The 25,430-nt window shown below is 68.7% G+C and carries 25 protein-coding genes and 1 tRNA gene; 11 read left to right on the plus strand and 15 right to left on the minus strand.

Annotation, left to right across the window (positions count from 1 at the left end):
• Window positions 1-153 precede the first annotated feature (153 nt).
• The gene (locus WG902_RS06645; protein WP_340059163.1) at window positions 154-1,344 is read left to right on the plus strand and encodes a M20 aminoacylase family protein; all 1,191 of its coding nucleotides are present in this window, start codon (window positions 154-156) and stop codon (window positions 1,342-1,344) included.
• Window positions 1,345-1,358: 14 nt separating this feature from the next.
• Window positions 1,359-2,318, plus strand: coding sequence for a tripartite tricarboxylate transporter substrate-binding protein (locus WG902_RS06650; RefSeq protein ID WP_340059164.1), 960 nt, complete (start codon window positions 1,359-1,361; stop codon window positions 2,316-2,318).
• Between the two features lie 134 nt (window positions 2,319-2,452).
• Here WG902_RS06650 and miaB read toward each other — a convergent pair whose 3' ends face one another.
• The 3 genes from miaB to WG902_RS06665 form a co-directional block, all read right to left on the minus strand.
• Window positions 2,453-3,790 carry a tRNA (N6-isopentenyl adenosine(37)-C2)-methylthiotransferase MiaB gene (miaB, locus tag WG902_RS06655; protein WP_340059165.1) on the minus strand — a complete coding sequence of 446 codons (1,338 nt, stop codon included), beginning with the start codon at window positions 3,788-3,790 and terminating at the stop codon, window positions 2,453-2,455.
• Between the two features lie 8 nt (window positions 3,791-3,798).
• Window positions 3,799-4,248 carry a hypothetical protein gene (locus WG902_RS06660; RefSeq protein WP_340059166.1) on the minus strand — a complete coding sequence of 150 codons (450 nt, stop codon included), beginning with the start codon at window positions 4,246-4,248 and terminating at the stop codon, window positions 3,799-3,801.
• A 102-nt stretch (window positions 4,249-4,350) separates the two neighbouring features.
• Window positions 4,351-5,244, minus strand: coding sequence for a dienelactone hydrolase family protein (locus WG902_RS06665; RefSeq protein WP_340059167.1), 894 nt, complete (start codon window positions 5,242-5,244; stop codon window positions 4,351-4,353).
• Window positions 5,245-5,285: 41 nt separating this feature from the next.
• On the opposite strand from WG902_RS06665, the gene WG902_RS06670 reads away from it, so the two are divergent.
• Window positions 5,286-6,122 carry a transporter substrate-binding domain-containing protein gene (locus WG902_RS06670; protein WP_340059168.1) on the plus strand — a complete coding sequence of 279 codons (837 nt, stop codon included), beginning with the start codon at window positions 5,286-5,288 and terminating at the stop codon, window positions 6,120-6,122.
• A 9-nt stretch (window positions 6,123-6,131) separates the two neighbouring features.
• Here WG902_RS06670 and WG902_RS06675 read toward each other — a convergent pair whose 3' ends face one another.
• The 6 genes from WG902_RS06675 to WG902_RS06700 form a co-directional block, all read right to left on the minus strand.
• Entirely contained in the window at window positions 6,132-7,106 is a 975-nt protein-coding gene (locus WG902_RS06675; RefSeq protein WP_445263669.1) for a D-2-hydroxyacid dehydrogenase, read from the minus strand.
• Between the two features lie 23 nt (window positions 7,107-7,129).
• Window positions 7,130-8,104, minus strand: coding sequence for a Bug family tripartite tricarboxylate transporter substrate binding protein (locus tag WG902_RS06680; protein ID WP_340059170.1), 975 nt, complete (start codon window positions 8,102-8,104; stop codon window positions 7,130-7,132).
• A gap of 23 nt (window positions 8,105-8,127) precedes the next feature.
• A complete protein-coding gene (locus tag WG902_RS06685) occupies window positions 8,128-8,910 on the minus strand; it encodes a class II aldolase/adducin family protein (protein WP_340059171.1) in 783 nt (260 codons plus the stop codon).
• A 173-nt stretch (window positions 8,911-9,083) separates the two neighbouring features.
• The gene (gene crcB, locus WG902_RS06690; RefSeq protein WP_340059172.1) at window positions 9,084-9,476 is read right to left on the minus strand and encodes a fluoride efflux transporter CrcB; all 393 of its coding nucleotides are present in this window, start codon (window positions 9,474-9,476) and stop codon (window positions 9,084-9,086) included.
• Window positions 9,477-9,571: 95 nt separating this feature from the next.
• Window positions 9,572-9,648: transfer RNA gene (locus tag WG902_RS06695), tRNA-Met, on the minus strand.
• Between the two features lie 32 nt (window positions 9,649-9,680).
• Window positions 9,681-10,460 (minus strand): enoyl-CoA hydratase, encoded by a 780-nt coding sequence (locus WG902_RS06700; RefSeq protein ID WP_340059173.1) that lies wholly within the window; start codon window positions 10,458-10,460, stop codon window positions 9,681-9,683.
• Between the two features lie 93 nt (window positions 10,461-10,553).
• Between WG902_RS06700 and WG902_RS06705 the strand changes: the two genes are divergently transcribed.
• The 3 genes from WG902_RS06705 to paaK are packed head-to-tail and all read left to right on the plus strand — an operon-like array spanning window position 10,554 to window position 13,089.
• Window positions 10,554-11,357 carry an enoyl-CoA hydratase-related protein gene (locus WG902_RS06705; protein WP_340059174.1) on the plus strand — a complete coding sequence of 268 codons (804 nt, stop codon included), beginning with the start codon at window positions 10,554-10,556 and terminating at the stop codon, window positions 11,355-11,357.
• Window positions 11,357-11,797 (plus strand): hydroxyphenylacetyl-CoA thioesterase PaaI, encoded by a 441-nt coding sequence (gene paaI / locus WG902_RS06710; RefSeq protein WP_445263657.1) that lies wholly within the window; start codon window positions 11,357-11,359, stop codon window positions 11,795-11,797. Before WG902_RS06705 ends, paaI begins: the two co-directional genes overlap by 1 nt.
• Window positions 11,794-13,089, plus strand: a complete 1,296-nt coding sequence (paaK, locus tag WG902_RS06715) for a phenylacetate--CoA ligase PaaK (protein ID WP_340059175.1) — start codon at window positions 11,794-11,796, stop codon at window positions 13,087-13,089. Before paaI ends, paaK begins: the two co-directional genes overlap by 4 nt.
• 58 nt (window positions 13,090-13,147) lie before the next feature.
• Here the strand turns inward: paaK and WG902_RS06720 are convergent, their stop codons facing one another.
• The 4 genes from WG902_RS06720 to WG902_RS06735 are packed head-to-tail and all read right to left on the minus strand — an operon-like array spanning window position 13,148 to window position 17,872.
• Window positions 13,148-14,242: a DUF3108 domain-containing protein gene (locus WG902_RS06720; protein WP_340059176.1), complete on the minus strand. Its 1,095-nt coding sequence runs from the start codon at window positions 14,240-14,242 to the stop codon at window positions 13,148-13,150.
• A complete protein-coding gene (locus tag WG902_RS06725; RefSeq protein WP_340059177.1) occupies window positions 14,221-15,975 on the minus strand; it encodes a M61 family metallopeptidase in 1,755 nt (584 codons plus the stop codon). The genes WG902_RS06720 and WG902_RS06725 overlap by 22 nt, the downstream gene beginning before the upstream one ends.
• Window positions 15,972-16,748, minus strand: coding sequence for a DsbC family protein (locus tag WG902_RS06730; RefSeq protein ID WP_340059178.1), 777 nt, complete (start codon window positions 16,746-16,748; stop codon window positions 15,972-15,974). Before WG902_RS06730 ends, WG902_RS06725 begins: the two co-directional genes overlap by 4 nt.
• Window positions 16,745-17,872, minus strand: coding sequence for an FAD-dependent monooxygenase (locus tag WG902_RS06735; protein ID WP_340059179.1), 1,128 nt, complete (start codon window positions 17,870-17,872; stop codon window positions 16,745-16,747). Before WG902_RS06735 ends, WG902_RS06730 begins: the two co-directional genes overlap by 4 nt.
• Window positions 17,873-17,937: 65 nt before the next feature.
• On the opposite strand from WG902_RS06735, the gene WG902_RS06740 reads away from it, so the two are divergent.
• Window positions 17,938-18,801, plus strand: coding sequence for an MOSC domain-containing protein (locus tag WG902_RS06740; protein WP_340059180.1), 864 nt, complete (start codon window positions 17,938-17,940; stop codon window positions 18,799-18,801).
• Between the two features lie 86 nt (window positions 18,802-18,887).
• Here the strand turns inward: WG902_RS06740 and WG902_RS06745 are convergent, their stop codons facing one another.
• Window positions 18,888-20,720: a 7TM diverse intracellular signaling domain-containing protein gene (locus WG902_RS06745; RefSeq protein ID WP_340059181.1), complete on the minus strand. Its 1,833-nt coding sequence runs from the start codon at window positions 20,718-20,720 to the stop codon at window positions 18,888-18,890.
• Window positions 20,721-20,751: 31 nt separating this feature from the next.
• Here WG902_RS06745 and ychF point away from each other — a divergent pair, with 31 nt between their 5' ends.
• The gene (gene ychF / locus WG902_RS06750) at window positions 20,752-21,843 is read left to right on the plus strand and encodes a redox-regulated ATPase YchF (protein WP_340059182.1); all 1,092 of its coding nucleotides are present in this window, start codon (window positions 20,752-20,754) and stop codon (window positions 21,841-21,843) included.
• 41 nt (window positions 21,844-21,884) lie between these two features.
• Here the strand turns inward: ychF and WG902_RS06755 are convergent, their stop codons facing one another.
• The gene (locus tag WG902_RS06755) at window positions 21,885-22,355 is read right to left on the minus strand and encodes a YqaA family protein (protein WP_340059183.1); all 471 of its coding nucleotides are present in this window, start codon (window positions 22,353-22,355) and stop codon (window positions 21,885-21,887) included.
• A gap of 131 nt (window positions 22,356-22,486) precedes the next feature.
• Here WG902_RS06755 and dusB point away from each other — a divergent pair, with 131 nt between their 5' ends.
• From dusB to purH, 3 genes are read left to right on the plus strand one after another with little or no spacing between them, the layout of a single operon-like run.
• On the plus strand, window positions 22,487-23,533 hold the full coding sequence (gene dusB, locus WG902_RS06760; protein ID WP_340059184.1) for a tRNA dihydrouridine synthase DusB: 1,047 nt from the start codon (window positions 22,487-22,489) through the stop codon (window positions 23,531-23,533).
• Window positions 23,526-23,762 (plus strand): Fis family transcriptional regulator, encoded by a 237-nt coding sequence (locus WG902_RS06765; RefSeq protein WP_171561248.1) that lies wholly within the window; start codon window positions 23,526-23,528, stop codon window positions 23,760-23,762. The genes dusB and WG902_RS06765 overlap by 8 nt, the downstream gene beginning before the upstream one ends.
• A gap of 59 nt (window positions 23,763-23,821) precedes the next feature.
• Window positions 23,822-25,393: a bifunctional phosphoribosylaminoimidazolecarboxamide formyltransferase/IMP cyclohydrolase gene (gene purH, locus WG902_RS06770; protein WP_340059185.1), complete on the plus strand. Its 1,572-nt coding sequence runs from the start codon at window positions 23,822-23,824 to the stop codon at window positions 25,391-25,393.
• Window positions 25,394-25,430 lie beyond the last annotated feature (37 nt).

The following is a 25,430-nucleotide window of genomic DNA, read 5'->3' on the forward strand; positions in this document are numbered from 1 at the left end:
AGAAGGCGCAGAAGTTACGCAGAAGTCGCAAAAGGAATCCAAAACCTTTTCTTGGTTTTTTCTGCGTCTTCTGCGTAACTTCTGCGCCTTCTGCGTCCGGCTGTCCGCATTCAAATCCTTCCTATACTGACCCTCTATTCCGGAGTGCCCAACTTGAACCTCGTCGACAGCTTCGCCGACATCTCGCGCTTTCGCGCGCTGCGGCGCGACATCCACGCGCATCCTGAACTCGGCTTCGAGGAGCACCGCACTTCGAAGATCGTCGCCGACCTCCTGCGCGAGTGGGGCATCGAGACGCACACCGGCATCGCCGGCACCGGCGTGGTCGGTGTCCTGCGCTGCGGCAACGGCAAGCGCTCCATCGGCCTGCGGGCAGACCTCGACGCGCTGCCGCTGCAGGAAGAAAACCACTTCGCGCACCGCTCGCAGCACGACGGCCGCATGCACGCCTGCGGGCACGACGGCCACACGACCATGCTGCTGGCCGCCGCCTGGCACCTGTCGAAGGCACGCGACTTCGACGGCACGGTCCACTTCATCTTCCAGCCGGCCGAGGAGATGGGCAAGGCCGGCGCGCTGAAGATGGTGCAGGAAGGACTGTTCGACCGCTTCCCCTGCGAGGCCATCTTCGCGCTGCACAACTTCTCGGTTCCGACGGGCTCGTTTGCGCTCAACCAGGGCGCCCTGATGGCTTCCAGCAATACCTGGAAAGTCACGCTGCATGGCCGCGGCACCCACGCATCGCAGCCGCATACGGGCATCGACCCCGTGGCGGCCGCCATCGACCTCGGCCAGCAACTGCAGACCCTGGTGGCCAAGGTCATCCCCTCCACCCAGCGGGCACTGCTCGCGGTGACCCAGATCCAGGGCTCCGGTGCGCCCAACGTGATCCCCGACGAAGCATGGGTCGGCGGCACGGTGCGCACCTTCTCGGTCGAGGCCACCGACAAGATCGAAAGCGGCCTGCGGCGCCTGGCCGACGGCATCGCGGCTGCGCACGGTTGCCGCGCGGAGATCGCATTCCGCCGCGCCTCCCCGCCGGTGGTGAACCACGAGCGCGAAGCGCGCTTCGCCGCGCAGGTGATGCGCGAAGTGGTGGGCGCCGAGCACGTGGACGACGAGTTCCCGGCGGTGCTGGCGGCCGAGGATTTCGCGCACATGCTGCGCGTGCGTCCCGGTTGCTACGCCTTCATCGGCAACGGCGACGGCGGCCACCGGATGCCGGACCACGGGCCCGGTCCTTGCATCATCCACAACACCTCGTTCGACTTCAACGACGAGATCATTCCCATCGGCGCCAGTTACTTCGTGCGGTTGGCGCAAAAGTGGCTGGCGCAAGCCTGAACCTAGGAGCATCCATGCAGTTGACCCATTTCCGCAGCGCCGCCGTCGCGCTGGTCCTCGCCGCCGCCACGGCCACGCCGGCGTTCGCGCAGCGCGTGATCAAGATCGTCGTGCCGTTCGGCCCCGGCGCGGTGCAGGACACCATCGCGCGCACCTTCAACGCCGAACTGGGGCAGGTTCTCGGCGCCTCGGTGATCGTCGAGAACCGGGCGGGCGCCGGCGGCACCGTCGGCACGGGCGCCGCGGCCAAGGCCACCGACAACAACACGCTGGTGCTGGCCGCCGCCAGCCACACGCTGGCGGGGCACCTGTACAGCAAGCTGCCGTACGACCCGATCAAGGACTTCGTCGGCGTGGCCTACGTCGGCACCACGGGCTACGTGATCGCCGCGCCCGGAAACATCGGCGTGAATTCGCTGGCGGATTACGTGAAGCTGGTGAAGTCGCAGCCCGGCAAGCTGAACTACGGCTCCGCCGGCAACGGCAGCGCCACCCACCTGGGCATGGCCTATTTCCTGGCCCGTGCGGGCCTGGACATGCAGCACGTGCCGATGAAGTCGACCGGCGATGCGGTCAACGAGGTGCTGGCCGGCCGCGTGCACGGCGTGACGTCGTCTCTGATCGGCGTGATGGGATTCAAGAACGATTCGCGCATGAAGATCCTGGCGTACACGGGCGCGCAGCGCTCCAAGTTCATGCCGGAACTGCCGACGGTGGCCGAGGCCGGCGTGCCCGGGTACAAGTTCGATTCCTGGATCGGCGTTCTCGCGCCCGCGTCGCTGCCGCGTGCGGAGGCCGAGAAGATCAACGCGGCGATGCAGAAAGTGCTGGCGATGCCGGCGGTGCAGGAACGCCTGGCCAATGTCGGCGTGGAACCCGGCACGATGTCGGTCGACGAATTCCAGAAGCTGCTGCGGGCGGACTACGAGTCGGCCGGCGTGCTGGTGAAGGCCAGCGGCGCGCGCATCGAGTAAACCCAACAGCCGGACGCAGAAGGCGCAAAAGTTACGCAGAAGCCGCAAAAGGACATCCAAAACCTGGATCGGTTTCTTTTGCGTCTTCTGCGTAGTTTCTGCGCCTTCTGCGTCCGGTTGCCCGTTCGCGCTTCTCAGGCCGCCAAGGTCTCGGAGACCGCCACTTCCGCCCGCAGCGAGTGCGGCAGCGCCTCGGTGATCGTCACATCCACCATCTGGCCGACCAGGCGCGCCGGCCCGGGGAAGTTGACGATGCGGTTGCACTCGGTGCGCCCCATCAACTCGTTCGCATCCTTGCGGGACCGGCCTTCGACCAGGATGCGCTGCACGGTGCCGAGGCGGCTGGCGCTGATGCGTCGCACGTTCTCTTCCAGCACGGCCTGCAGGTGCTGCAGGCGCTTGAGCTTCACCTCGTGGGGCGTTTCGTCGTGCAGCGTGGCCGCGGGCGTGCCCGGGCGCGGGCTGAAGATGAACGAGAAGCTGGCGTCATAGCCGACGTCCGCCACCAGCTTCATCATCTTCGCGAAGTCCTCTTCCGTCTCCCCCGGAAAGCCGACGATGAAATCGGTGGAGAGCGACAACTGCGGCCGCACGGCACGCAGCTTGCGGATGATGCTCTTGTATTCCATGACGGTGTAGCCACGCTTCATGGCCATCAGGATGCGGTCGCTGCCGTGCTGCACCGGCAGGTGCAGGTGGCTCACCAGCTTCGGAACCCTGGCATAGACGTCGATGAGGCGCTGCGTGAATTCGTTCGGGTGGCTGGTGGTGTACCGGATGCGCTCGATGCCGGGAATCTCGGCCACGTACTCGATCAGCAACGCGAAGTCGGCGATGTCGGCCGTGTTGCTCATCTTCCCGCGGTACGCGTTGACGTTCTGCCCGAGCAGCGTCACTTCCTTGACGCCCTGGTCGGCCAGCCCGGCGACCTCGACCAGCACGTCGTCGAACGGGCGCGACACTTCCTCGCCGCGTGTATAGGGCACCACGCAGTAGCTGCAGTACTTGGAGCAGCCTTCCATGATGGAGACGAAGGCGGCGGCGCCATCCACCCGCGCCGGCGGCAGGTGGTCGAACTTCTCGATTTCGGGGAAGCTGATGTCCACCTGCGGGCGCTGCTGGCGCTGGCGCGCCGCCAGCAGCTCGGGCAGCCGGTGGAGCGTCTGCGGGCCGAACACCACGTCGACGTACGGGGCGCGGGCGATGATGGCCGCGCCTTCCTGGCTGGCGACGCAGCCGCCCACCCCGATCAGCACGCCCTTGCTCTTGAGGTGCTTGACGCGCCCGAGATCGGAGAACACCTTCTCCTGCGCCTTCTCGCGCACCGAGCAGGTGTTGAAGAGGATCAGGTCGGCCTGCTCCGGATCCTGCGTGGGCTCGTAGCCCTCCGCCGCCTTCATCACGTCCGCCATCTTGTCCGAGTCGTACTCGTTCATCTGGCAGCCGAAGGTCTTGATGTAGACCTTTTTCATGGGGTTGTTCACGGGATGAGCGGGCTGATGAGGTGGCGGTTGGCCCAGACCAGGTTGAGCAGCTCGTAGAAGCGCAGGTACCCCTGGCCGTCCCCATACGAGTTGCCGCCCACCTTGGCGTACTCTTCCTGGTTCAGCAGCCACACCTCGTGCACCATGCCGGACGCGTCGCGCTTGTACACCGTGTACAGCGTCTTGCCGGCCACCTGGCCGGTCAGCATGAGCATGTTGTTGCGATCACGGATGCGCGCGCCGGGCGAGAGCCGGTCAGGAACGCCGTCCACCGCGATGATCGGCGGGGTGGCGCTCACGGTGATGATGGCGGGCTTGACGTCGCGCGGCGCCTCCCGCCTCAGCGTGGGCTGGCCGGGCGACAGCGGTGGCGGCGGTTGCTGCGCAAAGGCGCCGGCGGCGGCCCAGGCGAGGGCGGCGATCAGGAAACGGGTCCAGCGGTTCATGGTGTAGATCCAGAGGCTGCAATGACAAAGGCACTGTGCGGGACAGTGCCTTGGGTGTCAACGCGGGGCGTTGTTATCCGCCCATTTTAGCCGAGGGCCGTTTCAAGCCAGGTTCGTCCGGAAGAAGCCGACGGTGCGGGACCAGGCCTGTTGCGCGGCCGCGGCGTCGTAGCGCGGCGTGGTGTCGTTGTTGAAGCCGTGCTGGGTGCCCGCGTACTGATGCACCGCGTACTTCGTGCCGGCCGCCTTCAACGCAGCCTCGTAAGCCGGCCACGCCGCGTTGATGCGCTCGTCCACGCCGGCCAGGTGCACGAGCAGGGGCGAGCGCACCTTGGCCGCGTCTTCCGGGGCTGGGGAGTTGCCGTAGAAGGGCACGGAGGCGTTCAGGTCGGGCAGTTGCGTCGCCAGCCAGTGCGCCATGCCGCCGCCGTAGCAGAAGCCCACCGCGCCCATCTTGCCGTTGCCGTCTTTGCGGGCGCGCAGCCATGCCGCGGCGGCCAGGAAGTCCTGGCGTGTCTTGACCTGGTCCAGCGTCGCGAACGCGGTGCGCGCCTTGTCCTCGTCGCCCGGGTAGCCGCCCACCGGCGTCAACGCGTCGGGCGCGAAGGCCATGAAGCCGTCGAGCGCCAGGCGCCGCGCGATGTCTTCGATGTGCGGGTTGAGGCCGCGGTTTTCGTGGATCACCAGCACGGTCGGCAGTCGCGTGGCGCCGGCGGATGCGGGGCGCACCAGGTAGCCCTTGATGCTGCCGTGGCCGGTGGGCGAAGGCACCGTCACGTTTTCGGCCCGCAGGCGTGCGTCGTCCGGCTTGACCTGCTGGCCCGCCGCGAAATTGGGGCTGAGCGCGGCCAGCAGGCCGGCGGCCGTGACGCCCGCCTTGGCGAAACGCTGGGCCTGGCCCAGGAAGCCGCGCCGGTCGACCGCTCCGTGCACGTAGGCATCGAAGAGGATCAGCAGTTCCTGGTCGAAGTCCTGGGCGGTCAGGCGAGGCGGCATCGCGGCTCCGTGAAATGGGTGGCGGCGATGATAATCGGCGCATGAAAACCATGCTTGCTGCCCCCGTCCTGCGTCGCCGCGCACTGCTTGCCGCGCTCGTCGCCACGACAGCGCTGGCCGGCTGCGCCGTGCCGGTGCGGCCGGCCGCCCCGCCCGCGCCCGCGGAGGTCGTCCGCGTGCTCGCGCCCACCGGCACGCTGCGGGTGGCGGTCTATCCGGGCAGCCCCACGTCGCTGGTGGAGCAGGCGGCGCCGGAGAACATGCGCGGTGTGTCGGTGGACCTGGGCCGCTCGCTGGCCAGCCGGCTCGGCGTGCCGGCGCGCATCGTCGTGTTCCCCCGGCTGGCCGAGTCGCTCACCGCGGTCCAGCGTGGCGAGGCGGACTTCCTGATCACCAACGCCACCGCCGAACGCGCGCGGCTCGTCGACTTCGCGCCCACCCTGGTGGACCTGGAGCTCGGCGTGCTGGTGACGCCGGCGTCACGCATCCCGGCCATCACGCGGCTGGATACGCCCGGGGTGAGCGTCGGCGTCAGCCAAGGCAGCTCCTCCGAGCGCGTGCTGGGCAACCAGCTGAAGCAGGCCGCCGTGCGCAGCTATCCCTCGCTGGACGTGGCGCGCGCTGCGCTGCAGGCCGGAGAGATCGACGGCTTTGCCACCAACAAGGCGATCCTGTTCGAGATGGCGGACAAGTTGCCGGGCTCCCGCCTGCTCGAAGGCCGCTGGGGCACCGAACACCTTGCACCGGGCATCCCGAAGGGACGCGAAGCCGGCCTGCCGTTCCTGCGCGACTTCACGCAGGACGTGCAACGCAACGGCGAACTGGACCGGGCGGTGCGGCGGGCGGGCCTGCGGGGCACGGCCGAACCGGCACGCTGACTCCCGCGCTCAGGAGGCCACGGGCCGTGCGAGGTTCGCAAGCGCCTCGCCGCGGGACCAGCGGCCGAGGTTGTCGAGGAACATGCGCGCCACGCGCTCCGCGTTGCCGTCCGAGAAACCGGCGCTGTGCGGCGTCAGGATCACGTTCGGCAGGTCCCACAACGGCGAGTCCGCCGGCAGCGGCTCGTACGCGAACACGTCGAGGTAGGCGCCGGCGATGCGGCGGCCGCGGAGGGCTTCGACCAGCGCTTCCTGCACGATCACTTCACCCCGCGCGACGTTGACGATGCCGCAGTGCGACGGCAGCAGCGCCAGCTCGCGCGCACCCACCAGGCCTTCGGTACGCTGCGTCAGCGGACAGGCCAAGACCAGCCAGTCCGCGCGGGGCAACACTTCGTGCAATTCAGTGTCGCAGACGGTGCGCATGCCGGGCCTGGGCGCCGCCGCGGTGCGGCGCACGACGATCAGCGACAGGCCGATGGCCTGCAGCAAGCGACCGATCTCGCGGCCCACGGGTCCCCAGCCGACCACCACCGCCGTCTGGCCGTGCAGGTCGCGTGGCAGGCCGCTGGTGATGAGGGGCGCCCATTCGTGCCGCCGCTGCGCCGCCAGCAGCAGCGGCCAGTGGCGCGCCAGCGCCAGCAGGCCGAGCAGCGCCGACTGCGCGACGACGGGTGCGTTGGCGCCGGAAGACGTGGCGATCGGCACGCCGCGTTCCTGCAGCGCCACGTACACGGGCCGGTCAGCGCCCGCGCTGTGGATGTGCACCCACTGCAGTCGCTCGGCTCGCAGCAAGGCGTCGTACATCTGCTGCGTCGGCGGCAGGACGCGATGCTTGGTGGAGGCGCCGGTGACGTCGCGCGACACGAACGCCACGTCCGCCCATGCCGCTTGCGGATCGTCGGGCGCGATCAACGCGTGCGCCCGGTTCCCGAGCACGCGCTGCACCGGCTCGGCCAGCTGCGCGGCCGCTCGCCCCGACATCAGGATGCGCAGCGGCGTTGCGTTCAATCCGCCGTCGCTCCCGATTCGCGCACGATCACGCGCCACTTCTCGAATTCCTTCTGGACGAACTGGCCGAACTGCTGCGGCGAGCCGCCGACGGGGTCCGCGCCCTCGCGCACCAGTTGCTCCTGCAGCGAAGGCAGCGACTCGTTGACCGCCTTGTTCAGCGCCGCGATCACCGGCTCCGGCGTCCCCTTGGGCACGAAGAAGCCGAACCACGACCCGGCCTCGAAGCCGGGATAACCGCTCTCGATCACCGTCGGCACGCTGGGCATGGAGCGGGAGCGCGCCGCGCTGGTCACGGCCACCGCCCGCAGTCCGCCGGAGTGGATGTGCTGGATCACCGACGGGATCGTCGCGAACATGAACTGGACGCGCCCGGCCAGCAGGTCCTTCAGCGCCTCGGCGCCCTTGTAAGGAATGTGCGTGTAGTCGGCCCCGGTGCGCTTGGCGAGCATGAAGCCCGAGAGATGGGAGGAGGTGCCGATGCCGGTCGAACCGTAATTCAACTTGCCCGGGTTGGCCTTGGCGTAAGCGACCAGCTCGTCGACGGTCTTGGCCGGCACCGACGGGTGCACCACCAGCACGTTGGGCACGTCCGCGATCTGCACCACGGGCACCAGTTCGGTCAGCGGATTGACGGCCAGCTTCTTGTAGAGCGTCGGGTTGACTGCGATGGGACCCACCGAGTTGACGATCAGCGTGTAGCCATCCGGCGCCGACCGCGCGGCCAGCTCGGTGCCCAGGTTGCCGCCGGCGCCGGGCTTGTTGTCGACCACGAAGGTTTGCTTGAGCCGCTCGGTGAGCTTCTGGCTGACGGCGCGGGTGAGGATGTCCGTGGTGCCGCCGGCGGTGAAGGCGACGATCACCTTCACGGGCTTGGCGGGATAGTCGGCCTGCGCCCATGCGCCGGGCAGCGCCACGACCACCGCGGCGGCCAGCACGGCGCGCCTGCCGGTGCGGAAGGGGAATTGCATTCTTGTTTCCTTGTCTTGGGTTATCAGGTCCGGTAGCTGGGATCCAGCCGGTCCAGCTTGCGCAGCAACGCGGGCCACTCCATCAGTCCGTAGGGGCGTCGTGTTCCCGGCTGGTAGTTGTTCCAGGTTTCTTCCATCACGTGCTGCGGCACGGCGCGCAGCTTGGTGTTGCACGACATGGCGGCGATCTGCGAGCGGCACGCCAACTCGAGACGGTGCGTCCAGTTGAAAGTCTCCCCCGCGGTGCGCCCGACCACCAGCGCGCCGTGGTTGCGCAGGATCACGGCCTCGCCCTGGCCCAGGTCGCGCACCAGGGACTCCTTCTCGTTGTCGTTCAGCACCACGCCTTCGTACTCGTGGTATCCGATCTTCAGGAAGCGCATCGCGGTCTGCGTGATGGGCAGCAGCCCGCAGTCGAGCGCGGAAACCGCCATCGACGCCCAGCTGTGGGTGTGGATCACGCAGCCGACCTCGGGCCGGGCCTCGTGCACCGCGCTGTGGATCACGTAGCCGGCCTTGTTGATGCCGTAGCCGAGCGTGCCGAAATCGGGTTTGGACAGGACGTTGCCCGCCAGGTCCACCTTGATCAGGCAGGAGGCGGTGATCTCTTCGTACATCATCCCGTACGGGTTGATCAGGAAGGTTTCCTCGCCGGGAACGCGCACCGAGATGTGGTTGGCCATCATGTCGGACATGCCGTAGAGGTCCACCAGCCGGTAGCAGGCCGCCAGGTCGATGCGGGCCTGCCACTCCTCGGGGGAGCAGCGGTCTTTCATGGATGGAAATTGCAGCACACCTTGTGTCATCCGGACCTCCTGTCGCGTCGCGGGACACTATAAGGTCGATCGCCCGGAGGCAACAGCTGCTTCCATGAGAGGGTCATCACCGATCGTGATGACCCGGGGGCACGGCTACTTGATGGGCCTGCCGTCGTTTTCGCGCCGAATCGGTGGCCTGCGCGCGCAGCGCGCGCCCCTCCTCAAGCTCCGGACGCCCTGCGCAAGCCGCTGACCGTCGCGATGCCGAGTGCGGTCAGGGTCAGGCTGCCCGCCAGGTGGAGTGCGATGACGGCAAGTGCGCTCGCAAGCTGTCCTTGCATGATGTTGTCGACGACTTCGGCCGAAAACGTGGAAAAGGTGGTCAGCCCTCCGAGGAACCCGGTGATGACGAACAGCCGCCACTCCGGGGACAGGCCCGGATGCTGGGCAAAGAACGCGAGGGCGACGCCGATGAGATACCCGCCGACGAGGTTGGCGGCCAGCGTGCCGGGCGGGATGGAGGGAGCGAGCGCATTGAGCCAGCGACCGAGCTGCCAGCGCAGCAAGGCACCCAGCGAAGCGCCGGCCGCGATCGCGAGAACCGGGAGAGTCATGCCTGCCTTTCCGCGGCGCCCGGCCGCCCCATGCACTGCGTGGCCGCAGAAGGAGAAAACCCGCAGCAGCGGGGCTGGTGCGGGTTTCGGCTGTCTGGTGGCGCTTCAGGGATTCGAACCCCGGACCTGCGGATTATGATTCCGTCGCTCTAACCGGCTGAGCTAAAGCGCCTGAGCCCTCGATTATAGCCAATCCGCGGGGTCCTACTGGTGCTTGAACTGCGCCTTGCGCTTGGTGACGAAGGCGTCCATGCCTTCCTTCTGGTCCGTGGTGGCGAACAGGGCGTGGAAGATCCGGCGCTCGAACATGACGCCGTCGGACAGGCTGCTTTCGAAGGCGCGGTTCACGGACTCCTTGGCCGCCATCACCGCGATGCGCGAGTAGTCGCAGATCACCAGCGCGGCAGCGAGCGCTTCATCCATCATCTTGTCCAGCGACACCACCCGGCTGACGAGGCCGGCACGCTCCGCCTCCGCCGCATCCATCATGCGGCCGGTGAGGACCAGGTCCATCGCCTTGGCCTTGCCCACCGCGCGCGGCAGCCGCTGCGTGCCGCCGGCGCCCGGGATGATCCCCAGCTTGATCTCGGGCTGGCCGAACCTGGCGTTCTCCGCCGCGATGATGAAGTCGCACGACATGGCCAGCTCGCAGCCGCCGCCCAGGCAGAAACCGCTCACCGCGGCGATCACCGGCTTGCGCACGGAGCGGATCGTCTCCCAGTTGCGCGTGATGAAGTCGCCCTTGTAGACATCGGCGAAGCCGTAGGTCGCCATGGCGCCGATGTCGGCGCCGGCGGCGAAGGCCTTTTCGCTGCCGGTCACGATGATGCAGCCGATCGCGTCGTCGCCGTCGAAGGCTTTCAACGCGGCGCCCAGCTCGTCCATCAGCTGCTCGTTCAACGCGTTCAGCTGCTTTTGCCGGTTCAGCGTGACGATGCCCACCTTGCCCGCTTCGGTGCGCACTTCGATCAGTTCGTAAGCCATGTCATCTCCTGCGATGCGGCCAACTATACCCAAGGGAAACCATGCTTCGCGGCCGCGCGCGGCCGGTGATAGATTCGCTCGCAAGGAGCCACCATGAGCGAAGCCACCGTCCTGTACGAAACCCGCGCCGGCGTCGGCATCGTCACGCTGAACCGCCCGCAGGCGCTCAACAGTTTCACGCGCCGGATGCACCAGGACCTGTGGGACATCCTCGACCGCGTCAACGCCGACCAATCCATCCGTGCGGTGGTGATCACCGGGGCGGGCCGCGGCTTCTGCGCCGGCGCGGATCTCGCCGAGTTCGACTTCGCGCCGGGCCCGGACCTGGTCAAGCGCGCCGACCCCGGGCCGGTGATCGACCAGGCATTCAATCCCACCGTGCGCAAGCTGGTGTCGCTGCGAGTGCCCACCGTCGCCGCCGTCAACGGCGTCGCGGCCGGCGCGGGGGCATCGCTGGCCATGACCTGCGATCTCGCCGTCGCCGCATCGAACGCCTCCTTCATCCAGGCCTTCGGCAAGATCGGCCTGGTGCCGGACGCCGGCGGCAGCTGGTACCTGATCAAGAAACTGGGGCTTGCCCGCGCCATGGGCTGCGCGATGCTGGGCGACAAGGTGTCGGCGCAGGACGCCAAGGAGTGGGGAATGATCTGGGACGTCGCCGCCGAAGGGCAGGACGTCGTCGAGGCCGCCGTGAAGCTGGCGCAACGGCTGGCCACCATGCCCACCACCGCCCTGGTGCAGACGCGCAAGCTGCTGCGCGCGGCCGCCTCGAACGACCTGGACCAGCAACTGGACCTGGAACGCGACACGCAGTCCGCGCTGGGCAAGACTCACGACTACATCGAAGGCGTCATGGCATTCCGCGAAAAACGCGCACCGAAGTTCAAGGGGGAGTGATGGCGCTGTCCCCCGCCGAACTCGCGACGAAGGTGGGCGAGGCCATGTACGCGGTCGACCCCGCCGTCCGTGATTTCATGCAGATCGAGCTGCTGGCCTGCGAGCCGGGCCGCGCCGTGATGCGCATGGCGGTGCGCGCACCCATGCTCAATGGCCATCGCATCTGCCACGGCGGGCTGATCTTCACGCTGGCCGACTCCACCTTCGCCTACGCCTGCAACAGCCGCAACAAGGTGACGGTGGCGGCGGGCTGCAGCATCGAATTCCTGAAGCCGGCGCACCTGGACGACGTGCTCACCTGCGAGGGCCTGGAGCAGGTGCTGCAGGGCCGCCACGGCATCTACGACATGACGGTGCGCAACCAGCGCGATGAGGTCGTGGCGGTGTTCCGCGGCAAGAGCGCCAGCATCCAGGGCACGGTGATCCCGGAGGAGTCATGAAGGCTTTTCCGCTCGAGCCCATCGAGAAGGCCAGCGTCGACGAGCTGCGCGCGCTGCAGTTCAAGCGGCTGCAGGCGACGCTGCAGCATGCGTATGCCAACTCGCCCGTCTACCGCCGCAAGTTCGACGCCGCCGGCGTGCATCCCGACGACTGCGCGAGCCTGGCGGACCTGCGCAAGTTCCCGTTCACCACCAAGTCGGACCTGCGCGACGCCTATCCCTTCGGCATGTTCGCGGTGCCGCGCGAGCAGTGCGTGCGCATCCACGCATCCAGCGGAACCACCGGCAAGCCCACGGTCGTGGGCTACACGAGGAACGACGTCGAGACCTGGTCGACCGTGATGGCGCGCAGCATCCGCGCCGCCGGTGCCCGGCCGGGCGAGATGGTGCACGTGAGCTACGGCTACGGCCTGTTCACCGGCGGGCTGGGAGCGCACTACGGCGCCGAGAAGCTGGGCCTGACCGTGGTGCCCTTCGGCGGCGGCCAGACCGAGCGCCAGGTGCAGTTGATCCACGACTTCCGGCCCGACATCATCATGGTGACGCCCAGCTACATGCTGGCCATCGCCGATGAATTCGAGCGGCAGGGGCTCGATCCGCGCAAGAGCAGCCTGCGCCTGGGCATCTTCGGCGCCGAGCCCTGGACCAACGACATGCGCGCCAGCATCCAGCAGCGGCTGGACATCGAGGCCGTCGACATCTATGGCCTGTCGGAGGTGATGGGTCCCGGTGTGGCCAACGAGTGCGTCGAAACCAAGGACGGCCCGACGGTCTGGGAGGACCACTTCTATCCCGAGATCGTCGATCCCGAGACCGGCCAGCCGGTGGCCGACGGCGAGTTCGGCGAACTGGTGTTCACCAGCCTCACCAAGGAGGCGTTGCCGATCATCCGCTACCGCACGCGCGACCTCACGCGGCTGCTGCCCGGCACCGCGCGAACCATGCGGCGCATGGAAAAGATCACCGGCCGCAGCGACGACATGATGATCGTGCGCGGCGTGAACGTGTTCCCGACGCAGATCGAGGAGCTGATCCTCAAGCAGCCGATGCTGGCGCCGCACTACCTGTGCATCCTCACCCGCGAGGGGCCGCTGGACTGCCTGACGGTGGCGGTGGAGGCGGGCGCCGGCCTGTCGCACGACCACGGCGACGTGCAGGCCGCCGCGGACCGGCTGGCCCACGAGATCAAGGTGTACGTCGGCACCAGCGCGCGCATCGAGCTGCGCCCGGCCGGCGGCATCGAGCGCAGCATGGGCAAGGCCAAGCGGGTGGTGGACCAGCGGCGGCTGTGATCGTTGGCGCGATCATCGGCACCCCGTAGGGCGGGTTCGCGCAGCGACCCCGCCATCGCTAGCGCTGCTCGATCTTCTCCACCATCAAGTCGATCCACGCCTCGGTCCCCATGTTGACGCGGATGCGCACCGGCAGGTACTGCAGGCTGGGCGCGAACCACATCTCCGCGGTGAAGTTGCCGCGCGGCTTGTCGATCGGGCGCGGCACCAGCCGGAAGGCCTCGACCTCGCCGATGCGCGGCAGCCGCAGCATCTCCTTTTCGACGATGTCGTACGTCCAGTGGTCCACGCCGCCCGGGCGCGCCAGCCACACGGACACCGTGCGGCCCACTTCCAGCATGTCCTGCCCGGTGGCGAAGCGCTGCGACAGCTCGACGAACTGGCTTGCCGTGTCCTGCACGCCGTCCGGCCGCGGCAACGTGCGGCCGTTCTCCAGCGTGACCACCTGCTCGCCGATGCGCGCGATGCGGCGCTTGCCGGGGCGCTGCTCCTCGTACACCTGCGGCAGCAGCCCCTGCGGCGTCACCTCCCCCTGGCTGGTGAGCACTTGCGAAACCAGGCCCAGGTCGATGTCCAGGCGCACCTGGTACTTGCCATCCGCGCGCTGCCACAACACGCGCGCATTGCCATAGAGCGGCCCGCGCCAATGGCCGGTGACGTCGTAGCTGAGGCGGGTGTCGACTGGCCAGTGGTCCAGCGAGGCCGCTGGCGGCACGGCAGACGATGCAGGTTCGCTCGCCGGCTCCGCCTGCGCCACGACGGGGTCGCTCGCCGGCTCCGCCTGGGCCACGACGGGTTCGTTCGCCGCCTCCGCCTGCGCCACGACGGGTTCGCTGGCAGGCTCCGCTTCCTGCACCGCGGCGGCCTGAGGCTGCGGTGGCGGTACCTCCTCATTGTTCGGCGCAGGGGAAGACGCGGGCGGCGTCGGCGGCACGGCGGCCCGCGTTCGCCGTGGCGCGGCAGGCGCTTGCGCCACGCTCGCCACCGGCGGCGGCTTCACCGGCTGCAGCAGCCGCGTCAACATCGGCGGGGCCATGGCCCGCAAGGCAGACAGCGCGTCGGCCTGGCGACCGAGCCATTCCAGTGCAACGAGGTGGCCGAGACCGACCGCGGCCCCCAGCAGTGCCAGCTTCAGCCTTGCGGACCGAGCCACGTCTGTGCCCGTGCGGCGTCGCGCAGCACGAGCCGCCATGTCGTGACGCCGGCGGGCAGGGCCAGGTCCAGCCGCAGCAGGCGGCGGTCGCGCGACACGATCGCCGTCACCTTGCGATGCGCGCCCGCGTACAGCAGCAGGTCGTCCAGCTTGGCCAGGCGCCAGGCCGCGCCGGCCACTTCCACGCCGACCCATTCGTCGTTCGCCGCAAAGCCCGCCTGCTCGGCGGCGCCGCCGCGCAGCACGTTCTTGAGGATGACGCCCTGGCTCTCGGTGACGCGCACGCCCAGCCGCTGCTGCAGCTGCGCCGGCTCTTCCATCACGGAGATGCCATGGGCCTCCAGCAGGTCCTTCATGGGCAGCTCGCGCGTGCCGTGCACCCAGCCCGCCAGCTCGCGCGTGAAGGCGCGTCCGCCCAGCTCCTTGAGCACCGCCGCGAAGTCCGCCTCCGCCATCGGCCCGCCCTTGCAGCGGGTCCAGAGCGCACGCATCACCTGGTCGAGATCGGTATGGCCTTCCTGCCGCAGCAGCAGGTCGAAGCAGAGCGCCACCAACGCACCCTTGGTGTAGTAGCTCACCGTGGCGTTGGCGGAGTTTTCGTCCTGCCGGTAGTACTTGACCCAGGCGTCGAAGCTCGCCTGCGCCACCGACTGCACCTCGCGTCCGGGCGTCTGCAACACCTGGTTGGCGGTCTTGGTGAGCAGCTTCAGGTAGGTGGCATCGTCGATCAGGCCGCAGCGCCGCAGCAGCAGGTCGTCGTAGTAGCTGGTGAAGCCCTCGAAGAACCAGAGCAGCTGCGTGTAGTTCTCCCCGCTGTAGTCGAAGTGCGCGAACTCCGCCGGCCGCAGGCGCTTGACGTTCCAGGTGTGGAAGTACTCGTGGCTGATGAGGCCCAGCAGCGTGACATAGCCGTCCGAGGCCCGGGTTTCGCCCACGCGGGGCAGGTCGCGGCGCGAGGCGATCAGGGCCGTCGAATTGCCGTGCTCGAGGCCGCCGTAGCCGTCGTCCACGACATTCAGCATGAACAGGTAGCTCTTGAACGGCGGGCGCTTGCGGTCATGCCAGAAGCGCACCTGCGCTTCGCAGATCTTCTGCATGTCGGCCACGATCCGGTCGCTGTCGAAGGACGGCGCGGCGCCCGCGATCACCACGCGGTGCGGCACGCCGCCGGCGCGGAATTCGGCGCTGAAGAAGGGACCCAGCTCCACCGGGCAGTCCACCAGCTCGTCGTAGTCGGCGGCCAGGTAGGTGCCGAAGCCGCGCTTGCCGGTCTTCAGCGGCTCCAGCCCGGTGGCGGCCTCCCAGTGCGGGTAGTCGCGCGGCGCGACCAGCTCCAGCTCGTGCGGCTCCTGGGCCTGGCCATGGACCCGCAGGCACAGGCTGGTGCCGTTGAAGAAGCCGCGCTGCGCATCCAGCCACGCGGTGCGCACCGAATTGTCGAAGGCGTACACCTCGTACGTCAGCACCAGCGGACTGGAGGGCACGCACTCCACCTGCCACGTCGCCTTGTCCTTCTGGTGCACCGCCACCGGCCGGCCGTCCTGGCGGGCGGTGAGCTTCTGCAGGTGGCGCGCGAATTCGCGCACCATGTAGCTGCCGGGGATCCACGCCGGCAGCGACACGCGCTGCGCCGACTGCGGCTGCGGGATGGTCAGCGTGACCTGGTAGAGGTGGGCGGAGGGATCCGCCGCTTCGACCCGGTAGTGCGGGCCGGCAAGACGCGATGCGGTCACTTGCTGGCGGCCACCAGCAGCTTCTCGATCTCGGGCGCGGCGATGGCGCCGGGCACGCGCGAACCGTCGGCGAAGATCAGCGTGGGCGTGCCGGTGATCTTGTGCTTCTTGCCGAATTCCACGTTGCGCGCGATCGCGGACGCGTCGCAGGAGGCATCGGCCTTGGCGGGAGCCTCGTTCTTCAGCATCCAGTCCTGCCACGACTTCTGCTTGTCCTTGGAGCACCAGTGCCCGCGCGACTTCTCGGTGGAGTCGGGCCCGAGGATGGGGTACAGGAACAGGTAGACGGTGACGTTGTCCACCTTCTGCAGGTCGCGCTCGAAGCGCTTGCAGTAGCCGCAGTTCGGATCCTCGAACACGGCGAGCTTGCGCTTGCCGTTGCCGCGCACCATGACGAAGGCGTCCTTCAGCGGCAACTGCTCGAAGTCGATCGCCAGCAGCTTCTCGGTGCGCTCCTCGGTCAGGTTGCGCTTGTTGCGCACGTCCAGCAGGTTGCCGTTGATCATCAGGTAGTTGCCCTCGGCGTCCGAATAGAACAGGTCGCTGCCGACGCGCACCTCGTACATGCCCGGCCATGGAGTACGGGAGACCTCGTCGACCTTGCCGATGTTGGGCAGGCGCTGCTCCAGGGTGCGGCGCAGTTGCGCGTCGATGGCGGCCGGAACCTGCGCGCCGGCATTGGCGGCGGTGGGGGCCGTGTTCTTTTGCTGGGCACCGGCCGCCAGGCCCAGCACCATCAGGGCCGCAGCCAGCCCGAAGCGGATCGCTTTCATGTTCTTCCCGTTCTCGGCTGGCGCGCCTGCCCCATGGCCTGCCGCACCACCCAGTGTTTCAATGGCCCGCTGCGGTCGAAACCGCGCATGCCCCAGTTGCGCAGCGCGCTCCACGGCTCGGCGGGCTGGGCGAAGAGCTGCTGCAGCCCGTCGGTGGTCCAGCCTATCGCCAGCACGTCCGCCTTGCGCGCCCGTTCATAGCGCCGCAGGAGCTTTTCGTCGCCCAGGCTGCGCCAGTATTCCCGCTCGTGCAGCACCTGCGCGAGCATCTCGGCATCCGCCAGCCCGAGGTTCAGCCCCTGGCCCGCCAGCGGATGGACATTGTGCGCGGCGTCGCCGGCCAGCACCCAGCCGGCGCCGCACCAGCGGTCGGCCTGCGCCCGTTGCAGCGGCCACCCCACGCGATCGGTGGTCAGCGTCATCCGCCCCAGCTGGTCGTGGCAGGCGGATTGCAGGCGGGCCTGGAACTCCGGCGGCCCGAGCGCCAGCAATTCGTCGGCGCGCGCCTCCTGGACGGACCACACCAGCGCCACCGAGTTCCCGGCAGGGCCGCCGAGCGGGAGCAAGGCCAGCACGTGGCCGTCGTCGAACCACTGGTACGCAACGCCGCCATGCGGTTTTTCACAGTCCAGCCGCGCGGCGATGGCGCGTTGCGGATAGGAGGTCACCTGGAACTGCACGCCGAATTCGTCGCGCGTCGCGCTGCGCCGACCCTCGCACACCACCGTCAATGCCGCAGCGCGGGGTGCCGACAGCAGTTCCACCTGGGGCTGGAAGCGGACGGCCTCGGCCAGGCGGGCCAGCAGGGGCTCGACCTCGACGATCCACGCCAGCGCCGGCGCGCGCTCGTCCACGGCGCCGAAGCGCACCCGGCCGCCCTCGTCGCCGCGCACGTCCATGGCCTGCACCGGCGTGGCGTGCTGCTCCTCCGGCCAGGCGCGCAGGCGCAGCAACAGGTCGCGGGAGGCAGCGTTGAGCGCGTAGGCGCGCACGTCCGCGCGCGCATCGGCCGGCGGCGGCCCTTCCACCAGCCCGACGCGCAGCCGGTCCCGCGCCAGCAGCAAGGCCAGCGTGCGGCCCACGATGCCGGCACCGCGGATGCATACGTCGAGAGGGGCGGACATGGAGGGATTGTAGGAGCGGGGCACAATCCGGGGGGTCAGCGCCTGTTGCCACCTGACCCACCCCCATGAGCCAAGAATCCGACCTCACCGCCCGCATCGCCCGCCTGTTCATCTATCCGGTGAAATCCTGCGCCGGTATCGAAGTGCAGGAAGCCCTGTTGACCGAGACCGGCCTGGACCTGGACCGCGCCTGGATGGTGGTGGACCACGCCGGTGAGTTCATCACCCAGCGCGAGCTGCCGCGCATGGCGCTGATCCGGCCCCAGTTCAAGTTCAACGAGGTGGTGCTGCGGGCGCCGGGCATGCTGGCACTGCACCTGGCGATCGACACCGTCGAAGAGGCGGTGCGCGTGCGCGTCTGGGACGACGAAGTGGCGGCCTTCGACATGGGCGCGGTCGCGTCGCAGTGGTTTTCCGATTTCCTGGGCCAGCGCGTGCGCCTGGTGCGATTCGACCCCGAGGGCCGCCGCCTGGCCAGCCTGGACTGGACGGGAGGCGTCGAGGCGCCCAACCAGTTCAGCGACGCCTATCCGCTGCTGCTGGCGAGCACGGCCTCCCTGGACCTGTTGAACGCCAAGCTGGCGGCCAAGGGCCACGAGGCTGTCGGCATGGAGAGGTTTCGCCCCAACATCGTGATCGAGGGCGTGGAAGCGCACGACGAGGACCGCATCGGGCTGCTGCGCATCGCCACCGGAGACGGCCCGATCGTGCTGCGCCCGGTGAAGCCTTGCGCGCGCTGCCCGATTCCCAACATCGATCCCGCCACGGCCCAGGCGAACCCGATCATCACCGACACGCTGCAAGGCTACCGTCGCAGCGAGCGCCTGAAGGGCGCCGTGGCTTTCGGCATGAACGTCATCGCGATGGAGGGCGTGGACCGCACGCTGCGGGTGGGGCAGGCGGCGACGGGGAACTACAGCTTCGAATAGGAGGCCGCGCGGCCCCGGTCACCGGGGTTCGCCTGCGGGCTCACCGCCGGCCTACCGCGAACCGCCGGCCTACGCATACCTCCCGCCTACCCGACCGCGGTCAGGCCCGGCTGGCTGCGGGCGCTGGTGACGGGGTCGCCTCCGGGGTCGAGGTCGCGCGCGAAGATCGACGAATCCGCCGGCGGGTCGGACGTCTGTTGCTCGGGCGCGATGAAGCGGATCGGCCTGCGGGTGCGCGGCGACATGCGGGCCAGCTGCGCCGAGAGCGCCGCCTGCACCTCGTCGGCCTCCAGCGCACGTTCGTTCAGCAGCAGCGCCGCGATGTGGAATTGCAGCGTCACGTCCGGCTTCAGCCCGGGCAGCGGCATCAACCCGGCGGCGATCAGGCGCGCTGCGCGCTCGGTGACCGAAGCGCGCGACGATGCGCCTTCGAGGATGACGCCGAAGCGGGCCTCGCCGACGCGGCTGACCGTGTCCACGTCGCGCAGCAGGCGCCGCAGCTTGATCACGCTGCGCAGCAGGCTCTGCTCCGCCGCGGCGCCGCCGAAGGTTTCGCGGATGCGTGCGTGGTTCACCAGGTCGATGTAGACGATGGCCGCGCTCTCGCCGTCGCGGCGATGGCGCGCCACCACCTGCCGCAGCCTGTCCTGGAACAGGTGCGGCGCCAGCAGCCCGGTGAGCGCGTCCTGCGTGGACAGGGCCTGCTCGCGGACCTCGGCGCTATGGCGGTCGCGCGCCCGGATGAACAGCGCCACCAGCATGAGCGGCACTTCGACCGCGAGCCCCAGCACCACCAGGTACTGCGAAACGAACGGGACGTCGGCCCAGCCCAGGGCCCGGACCACGGTGGCAACGACGGCAACCACCATCGGCAGCTGCGCGGCCAGCACGTAGCGGCCGACGGTGTCGCCGCGTCCCCATGCGGCGGCGGCGAACAGCACGGCCGTCACGCTGGCCGCCGTCATGTAGACGCCCACCAGTGGCAGGTGGATGGACTTGGGCAACAGCGCGGGGGTCAAGGCGAGCAGCAGCCCCGCGATGCCGATCGCGCGGGCAGCGGCATCCTGCACCGGCAGGCGCCGCCGCAGGCCCAGGGTGGTGCGCACGAACAGCATCCCCGCACCGACGGCCGCGCAGGCCAGCATCGGGGTGGGCGCGTCGCGCAGCGCGCCGAAGCCCGGCCACAGCAGGTGCGGAGCGACGCCCGTGAAGGACGCCACGGCCAGGCTGGTGAGCAGCGCATACACGCCGTACCAGCCGAACACGGGGTCGCGGTACACCCAGCTGCGCGCGGCGCAGGCGACGATCAGCAGCAGCATCGCGCCGAACACGGCGCCGAGCACCAGGTATTCGAGCTGCACCTGCTCGTTGTGCGCGGAAGCGGTGGCCAGCAGCGCCGGAAAGTCGGCCCCCGCTTCGTGCTGGATGCGCACGTACACGTCCCGGGCCTGGCCCGGCGGCAGCTCGAGCCGGAAAAAGGCGTAGCGGCCGCGTTCGGGCCAGCGGGCCACCGCGATCGTGTCGCCCGCCGTTTCCGCCGTCCAGCCCTGGGGCGCCTGCTGAAACACCGTGACGTGGTCCAGCGTCGGCATCGGGAACTTCAGCAGCCAGGCCTGGCGCTCGCCCGGCGGGCGCTGCAGCCGCAAGTGCATCCAGAGTGCGGCATCCGGGCCGAGCTGGTGCATCGTTCCCGCCCGGGCGTGCTGGAAGGCGGCAGCCGCCTGCACGGCCTGCTCGATGCCGGCGTTGCCCTGGGGGTCCAGCCAGGCGGTGGCGATGCGGGCGGAGTCCAGGCTGCCGAGCGCGTCGGTCAGCAGCTGGGGCGCCGCGGGTACGGGCTGGGCGTGCGCCAGTGGCGCCAGGCAGGTCAGCACCAGCAAGCCAGCGGCAGCCCACAGCCCTGCGGCGGGCCATCGCATACACTTTCCGGCTTCGTTTGCAGGAACTGACATGAGTTTGAAGTGCGGGATCGTGGGTCTGCCCAACGTCGGCAAATCCACCTTGTTCAATGCGTTGACCAAGGCAGGGATTGCCGCTGAAAACTATCCTTTCTGCACCATCGAGCCGAACGTCGGGGTGGTGGAACTGCCCGATCCACGCCTCACGGCCCTCGCCGACATCGTCAAGCCTGAGCGAATCGTGCCAGCCATTGTCGAGTTTGTCGATATTGCCGGGCTGGTGGCCGGGGCCAGCAAGGGCGAGGGCCTGGGCAACCAGTTCCTGGCCCACATCCGCGAGACGGATGCGATCGTGAACGTGGTGCGCTGCTTCGAGGATGCCAACGTCGTGCACGTGGCCGGCAAGGTGGACCCGGTGTCGGACATCGAGGTGATCCAGACCGAGCTGTGCCTGGCGGACCTCGGCACGGTGGAGAAGGCCGTCCATCGCTACGGCAAGGTGGCGCGCGCCGGCGACAAGGAGGCGGCCAAGTACATGCAGTTGCTGCCCAAGGTGCAGGCGGCGCTGAACGAAGGGCGCCCGGTGCGCGGCCTGGCACTGAGCGACGACGAGAAGGAGCTGGTCAAGCCCCTGTGCCTGATCACGGCCAAGCCGGCGATGTTCGTGGGCAACGTCGACGAGACCGGCTTCGAGAACAACCCCCACCTGGACCGCTTGCGCGCGTATGCCGAGACGCAGAAGGCGCCGGTGGTGGTGATCTGCGCGAAGATGGAGTCGGAGATCGCCGAGATGGACGACGCCGACAAGCACGACTTCCTGGCCGAGATCGGCCAGGACGAGCCGGGCCTGAATCGCCTGATCCGCGCGGCCTTCAAGCTGCTGGGACTGCAAACCTACTTCACGGCGGGCGAGAAGGAAGTGCGCGCCTGGACGGTGCGCATCGGCGCCACCGGCCCGCAAGCCGCGGGCGTGATCCACACCGACTTCGAACGCGGCTTCATCCGCGCGCAGACCATCGCCTACGACGACTTCATTGCGTACAAGGGCGAGCAGGGCGCCAAGGACGCCGGCAAGATGCGCAGCGAAGGCAAGGAGTACGTCGTCAAGGATGGCGACGTGATGAACTTCCTGTTCAACGTGTAGGTCGGCGGTGAGCGCGCAGCCGAACCCCGGCGATCAAGCCCTCACTGCGGCCACACCCACAGCAGCACCGTGGTCATGCACAGGTACCGCAGGAACTTCCCGATCAGCATGTAGCCGGCGCACGGCCAGAACGGCATGCGCAGCCACCCGGCCACCGCGCAGAGTGGGTCGCCCACGATCGGCAGCCACGCCAGCAGGCAGGCCTTCGGGCCCAGCCGCTGCAGGTAGTCGAGCGCCTTCAGGTGCATGCGCGACTTGTGGTACTTGTCCGCGACCTGGTGCGCGCCATAGCCCAGCCACCAGTCCACCATGCCGCCCAGCGTGTTGCCGAGCGTGGCCACCGCAATCGCCGGCCAGAACAGTTCGGGACTGAGCATGAGCAGGCCGAACAACGCCGGCTCCGAACCGATGGGCACCAGCGTGGCGGAAATGAATGCGGCGACGAAGAGCGTGCTGAGTCCGTAGCGCGGTAAGGCCAGCAGCGCCAGCAACGGTTCGATCCAGTCTTGCATCCGCGCGGATGGTAAGGCAGTCAAGCCCCGCAAACCTGTAGGCGCATACGCAACCGCGCATTTCAATGGCTGAAATGCCGCGGGCCTACAATCGTGCCTCTTTTTTCGGCAATGCCATTTCCCCCCTTCCCATGCACATCGGCCCCTACATCCTCGCGAACAACGTGTTCGTGGCGCCGATGGCGGGAGTGACGGACCGGCCGTTCCGGCAACTGTGCCGCTCGTTCGGCGCCGGCTACGCGGTCAGCGAGATGGTGACGTCGCGCCGCGAGCTGTGGAACACGCTGAAGACCTCGCGCCGCGCCGACCACGAAGGCGAGCCGGGTCCGGTGGCCGTGCAGATCGCCGGCACCGACGCGCAGATGATGGCCGAGGCCGCCGCGTACAACGTCGACCGCGGCGCGCAGATCATCGACATCAACATGGGCTGCCCGGCCAAGAAGGTGTGCAACAAGTGGGCCGGCTCGGCGCTGATGCAGGACGAGCCGCTGGCCGTCGCGATCGCGCAGGCGGTGGTCCGGGCCTGCGAGCCGCACGGTGTTCCCGTCACGCTGAAGATGCGCACGGGGTGGTCGCGCGAGAACCGCAACGCGCTCGTGCTGGCACGCGCCTTCGAGGACATCGGCATCCGTCTGCTGACGGTGCACGGCCGCACCCGCGAGCAGGGCTACCGCGGCGAGGCGGAATACGAAACCGTCGCGGCGGTGAAGGCGGCGGTGCGCATTCCCGTCGTGGCGAACGGCGATATCCGCTCGCCGCGCAGGGCGCGCGAGGTGCTCGCGGCCACCGGCGCGGATGCGGTGATGATCGGGCGTGCGGCCCAGGGCCGGCCGTGGATCTTTCGCGAGATCGTGCACTTCCTTGCCACGGGGACGGAACTTGCGGCGCCCCTGGTGGCCGAGGTCCAGCGCGCGCTGGTCGAGCACCTGCAGGATCACTACGGCCTGTACGGGGAATTCACCGGGGTGCGCAGTGCTCGCAAGCACATCGGCTGGTACGTGCGTTCGCTTCCGGGAGGGGAAGCGTTCCGCGCGGAGATGAACGCCATCGAGGACAGCGCGGGCCAGCTGGCGGCCGTCGTGCGCTTCTTCGATGCGCTGGGTGCGCGCATGGACCGCCTGCCGGTGGCCGGGGACGCGAGGCAGGAAGAAGAATTCGCAGAGATCGCGCATGAGTAAAAAACATATCGAAGAATGCGTGCGTGCCAGCCTGGAGGGGTACTTCCGCGACTTGCGGGGCACCGAGCCGGACGGGATGTACGAGATGCTGGTGAAGGTGGTCGAAAAGCCGCTGCTGGAGATCGTGATGGCCAAGGCCGAGAACAACCAGTCGCGCGCCGCCGAGTGGCTTGGCTTGAATCGCAATACCTTGCGCAAGAAGCTCATCGAACACAAGCTCCTCAAGTAAATGACTTTGCGGGACTGGCCAGAAGCGGCCAGCGGCCGCGCTGCACTGTCCCCAACACTATGAATGCCTTGCTTTCCGTCTCCGACAAGACCGGCATCGTCGAACTGGCGAAGGCCCTGCACGGCTTCGGCGTGCGCCTGCTCTCCACCGGAGGCACCGCCAAGCTGCTGGCCGACGCCGGCCTGCCGGTGACGGAAGTCGCCGAGCTCACGGGCTTTCCGGAGATGCTGGACGGGCGCGTGAAGACGCTGCATCCCAAGGTGCACGGAGGCCTGCTGGCGCGCCGCGACCTGCCGGAGCACGTCGCGGCGCTCCAGCGTCACGGCATCGACACGATCGACATCCTGGTGGTGAACCTCTATCCCTTCGAGCAGACCGTCGCCAAGGCGGGCTGCACGCTGGAAGACGCCATCGAGAACATCGACATCGGCGGCCCGGCCATGGTGCGCAGCGGCGCGAAGAACTGGAAGGACGTGGCGGTGCTGACCGACGCCTCGCAGTACGCGCAGGTGCTCGGCGAACTGCAGTCGGCCGGCCAGGTGTCGCAGCCGACGAAGTTCAAGCTGTCGGTGGCGGCGTTCAATCGCATCAGCAATTACGACGCCGCGATCAGCGACTACCTGTCGGCGCTGCAGGAAGACGGCTCGCGCTCGGAGTTCCCGGCGCAGGCCAACGGCCGGTTCGTCAAGCTGCAGGACCTGCGCTACGGCGAGAACCCGCACCAGCAGGCCGCGTTCTATCGGGACCTGTACCCGGCGCCGGGTTCCCTGGTGATGGCGCAGCAGGTGCAGGGCAAGGAGCTCTCGTACAACAACATCGCCGATGCGGACGCCGCCTGGGAATGCGTCAAGGGCTTCGACGGCCCCGCGTGCGTGATCGTCAAGCACGCCAACCCGTGCGGCGTGGCCCTGGGCCAGGATCCCCTGCAAGCCTACGAGAAGGCGTTCAAGACCGATCCGACTTCCGCCTTCGGCGGCATCATCGCCTTCAACCGCCCGCTGGATGGCCCTGCCGCCCACGCGGTGGCCAGGCAGTTCGTGGAGGTGCTGATGGCGCCCGACTTCAGCGCCGAGGCGCTGGCGGTGTTTGCCGGCAAGGCCAATGTGCGGCTGCTCAAGATCGCCTTGCCGCCGGGCGGCAGCCGCGACTGGGACAACGGCCGCAACCTGATGGACGTCAAGCGCGTGGGCTCCGGCCTGCTGATGCAGACGGCGGACAACCGCGAGATCACGCTGGCCGAGTTGAAGGTGGTGACGAAGAAGCAGCCGTCCCCGCTGGAGCTGCAGGACCTGCTGTTCGCCTGGAAGGTGGCCAAGTACGTGAAGTCCAACGCCATCGTGTTCTGCAAGGACGGCATGACGATGGGTGTCGGTGCGGGGCAGATGTCACGGCTGGACTCGGCGCGCATCGCCAGCATCAAGGCGCAGCACGCCAAGCTGTCGCTGCAAGGCACGGTCGTCGCGAGCGACGCGTTCTTCCCGTTCCGCGATGGCCTGGACGTGGTGGTGGATGCGGGCGCGACCTGCGTCGTTCAGCCGGGCGGGTCGATGCGCGACCAGGAAGTGATCGACGCCGCGAACGAGCGCGGCATCGCCATGGTGTTCACCGGGGTGCGGCACTTCCGCCATTGAGCGCGGGCGCTCGACCGCTACAACCAACATCCGGACG

It is taken from the genome of Ramlibacter sp. PS3R-8 (assembly GCF_037572435.1).
GTDB lineage: Bacteria > Pseudomonadota > Gammaproteobacteria > Burkholderiales > Burkholderiaceae_C > Ramlibacter.

What these genes read in the sequence shown, in the direction of transcription:
- WG902_RS06650 (WP_340059164.1), top strand. Translation starts at nt 1,359, where the DNA reads ATGCAGTTGACCCATTTCCGCAGCGCCGCCGTCGCGCTGGTCCTCGCC.
- miaB (WP_340059165.1), bottom strand. Translation starts at nt 3,790, where the DNA reads ATGAAAAAGGTCTACATCAAGACCTTCGGCTGCCAGATGAACGAGTAC.
- WG902_RS06660 (WP_340059166.1), bottom strand. Translation starts at nt 4,248, where the DNA reads ATGAACCGCTGGACCCGTTTCCTGATCGCCGCCCTCGCCTGGGCCGCC.
- WG902_RS06665 (WP_340059167.1), bottom strand. Translation starts at nt 5,244, where the DNA reads ATGCCGCCTCGCCTGACCGCCCAGGACTTCGACCAGGAACTGCTGATC.
- WG902_RS06670 (WP_340059168.1), top strand. Translation starts at nt 5,286, where the DNA reads ATGAAAACCATGCTTGCTGCCCCCGTCCTGCGTCGCCGCGCACTGCTT.
- WG902_RS06675 (WP_445263669.1), bottom strand. Translation starts at nt 7,106, where the DNA reads ATGTCGGGGCGAGCGGCCGCGCAGCTGGCCGAGCCGGTGCAGCGCGTG.
- WG902_RS06680 (WP_340059170.1), bottom strand. Translation starts at nt 8,104, where the DNA reads ATGCAATTCCCCTTCCGCACCGGCAGGCGCGCCGTGCTGGCCGCCGCG.
- WG902_RS06685 (WP_340059171.1), bottom strand. Translation starts at nt 8,910, where the DNA reads ATGACACAAGGTGTGCTGCAATTTCCATCCATGAAAGACCGCTGCTCC.
- crcB (WP_340059172.1), bottom strand. Translation starts at nt 9,476, where the DNA reads ATGACTCTCCCGGTTCTCGCGATCGCGGCCGGCGCTTCGCTGGGTGCC.
- WG902_RS06700 (WP_340059173.1), bottom strand. Translation starts at nt 10,460, where the DNA reads ATGGCTTACGAACTGATCGAAGTGCGCACCGAAGCGGGCAAGGTGGGC.
- WG902_RS06705 (WP_340059174.1), top strand. Translation starts at nt 10,554, where the DNA reads ATGAGCGAAGCCACCGTCCTGTACGAAACCCGCGCCGGCGTCGGCATC.
- paaI (WP_445263657.1), top strand. Translation starts at nt 11,357, where the DNA reads ATGGCGCTGTCCCCCGCCGAACTCGCGACGAAGGTGGGCGAGGCCATG.
- paaK (WP_340059175.1), top strand. Translation starts at nt 11,794, where the DNA reads ATGAAGGCTTTTCCGCTCGAGCCCATCGAGAAGGCCAGCGTCGACGAG.
- WG902_RS06730 (WP_340059178.1), bottom strand. Translation starts at nt 16,748, where the DNA reads ATGAAAGCGATCCGCTTCGGGCTGGCTGCGGCCCTGATGGTGCTGGGC.
- WG902_RS06735 (WP_340059179.1), bottom strand. Translation starts at nt 17,872, where the DNA reads ATGTCCGCCCCTCTCGACGTATGCATCCGCGGTGCCGGCATCGTGGGC.
- WG902_RS06740 (WP_340059180.1), top strand. Translation starts at nt 17,938, where the DNA reads ATGAGCCAAGAATCCGACCTCACCGCCCGCATCGCCCGCCTGTTCATC.
- WG902_RS06745 (WP_340059181.1), bottom strand. Translation starts at nt 20,720, where the DNA reads ATGCGATGGCCCGCCGCAGGGCTGTGGGCTGCCGCTGGCTTGCTGGTG.
- ychF (WP_340059182.1), top strand. Translation starts at nt 20,752, where the DNA reads ATGAGTTTGAAGTGCGGGATCGTGGGTCTGCCCAACGTCGGCAAATCC.
- WG902_RS06755 (WP_340059183.1), bottom strand. Translation starts at nt 22,355, where the DNA reads ATGCAAGACTGGATCGAACCGTTGCTGGCGCTGCTGGCCTTACCGCGC.
- dusB (WP_340059184.1), top strand. Translation starts at nt 22,487, where the DNA reads ATGCACATCGGCCCCTACATCCTCGCGAACAACGTGTTCGTGGCGCCG.
- WG902_RS06765 (WP_171561248.1), top strand. Translation starts at nt 23,526, where the DNA reads ATGAGTAAAAAACATATCGAAGAATGCGTGCGTGCCAGCCTGGAGGGG.
- purH (WP_340059185.1), top strand. Translation starts at nt 23,822, where the DNA reads ATGAATGCCTTGCTTTCCGTCTCCGACAAGACCGGCATCGTCGAACTG.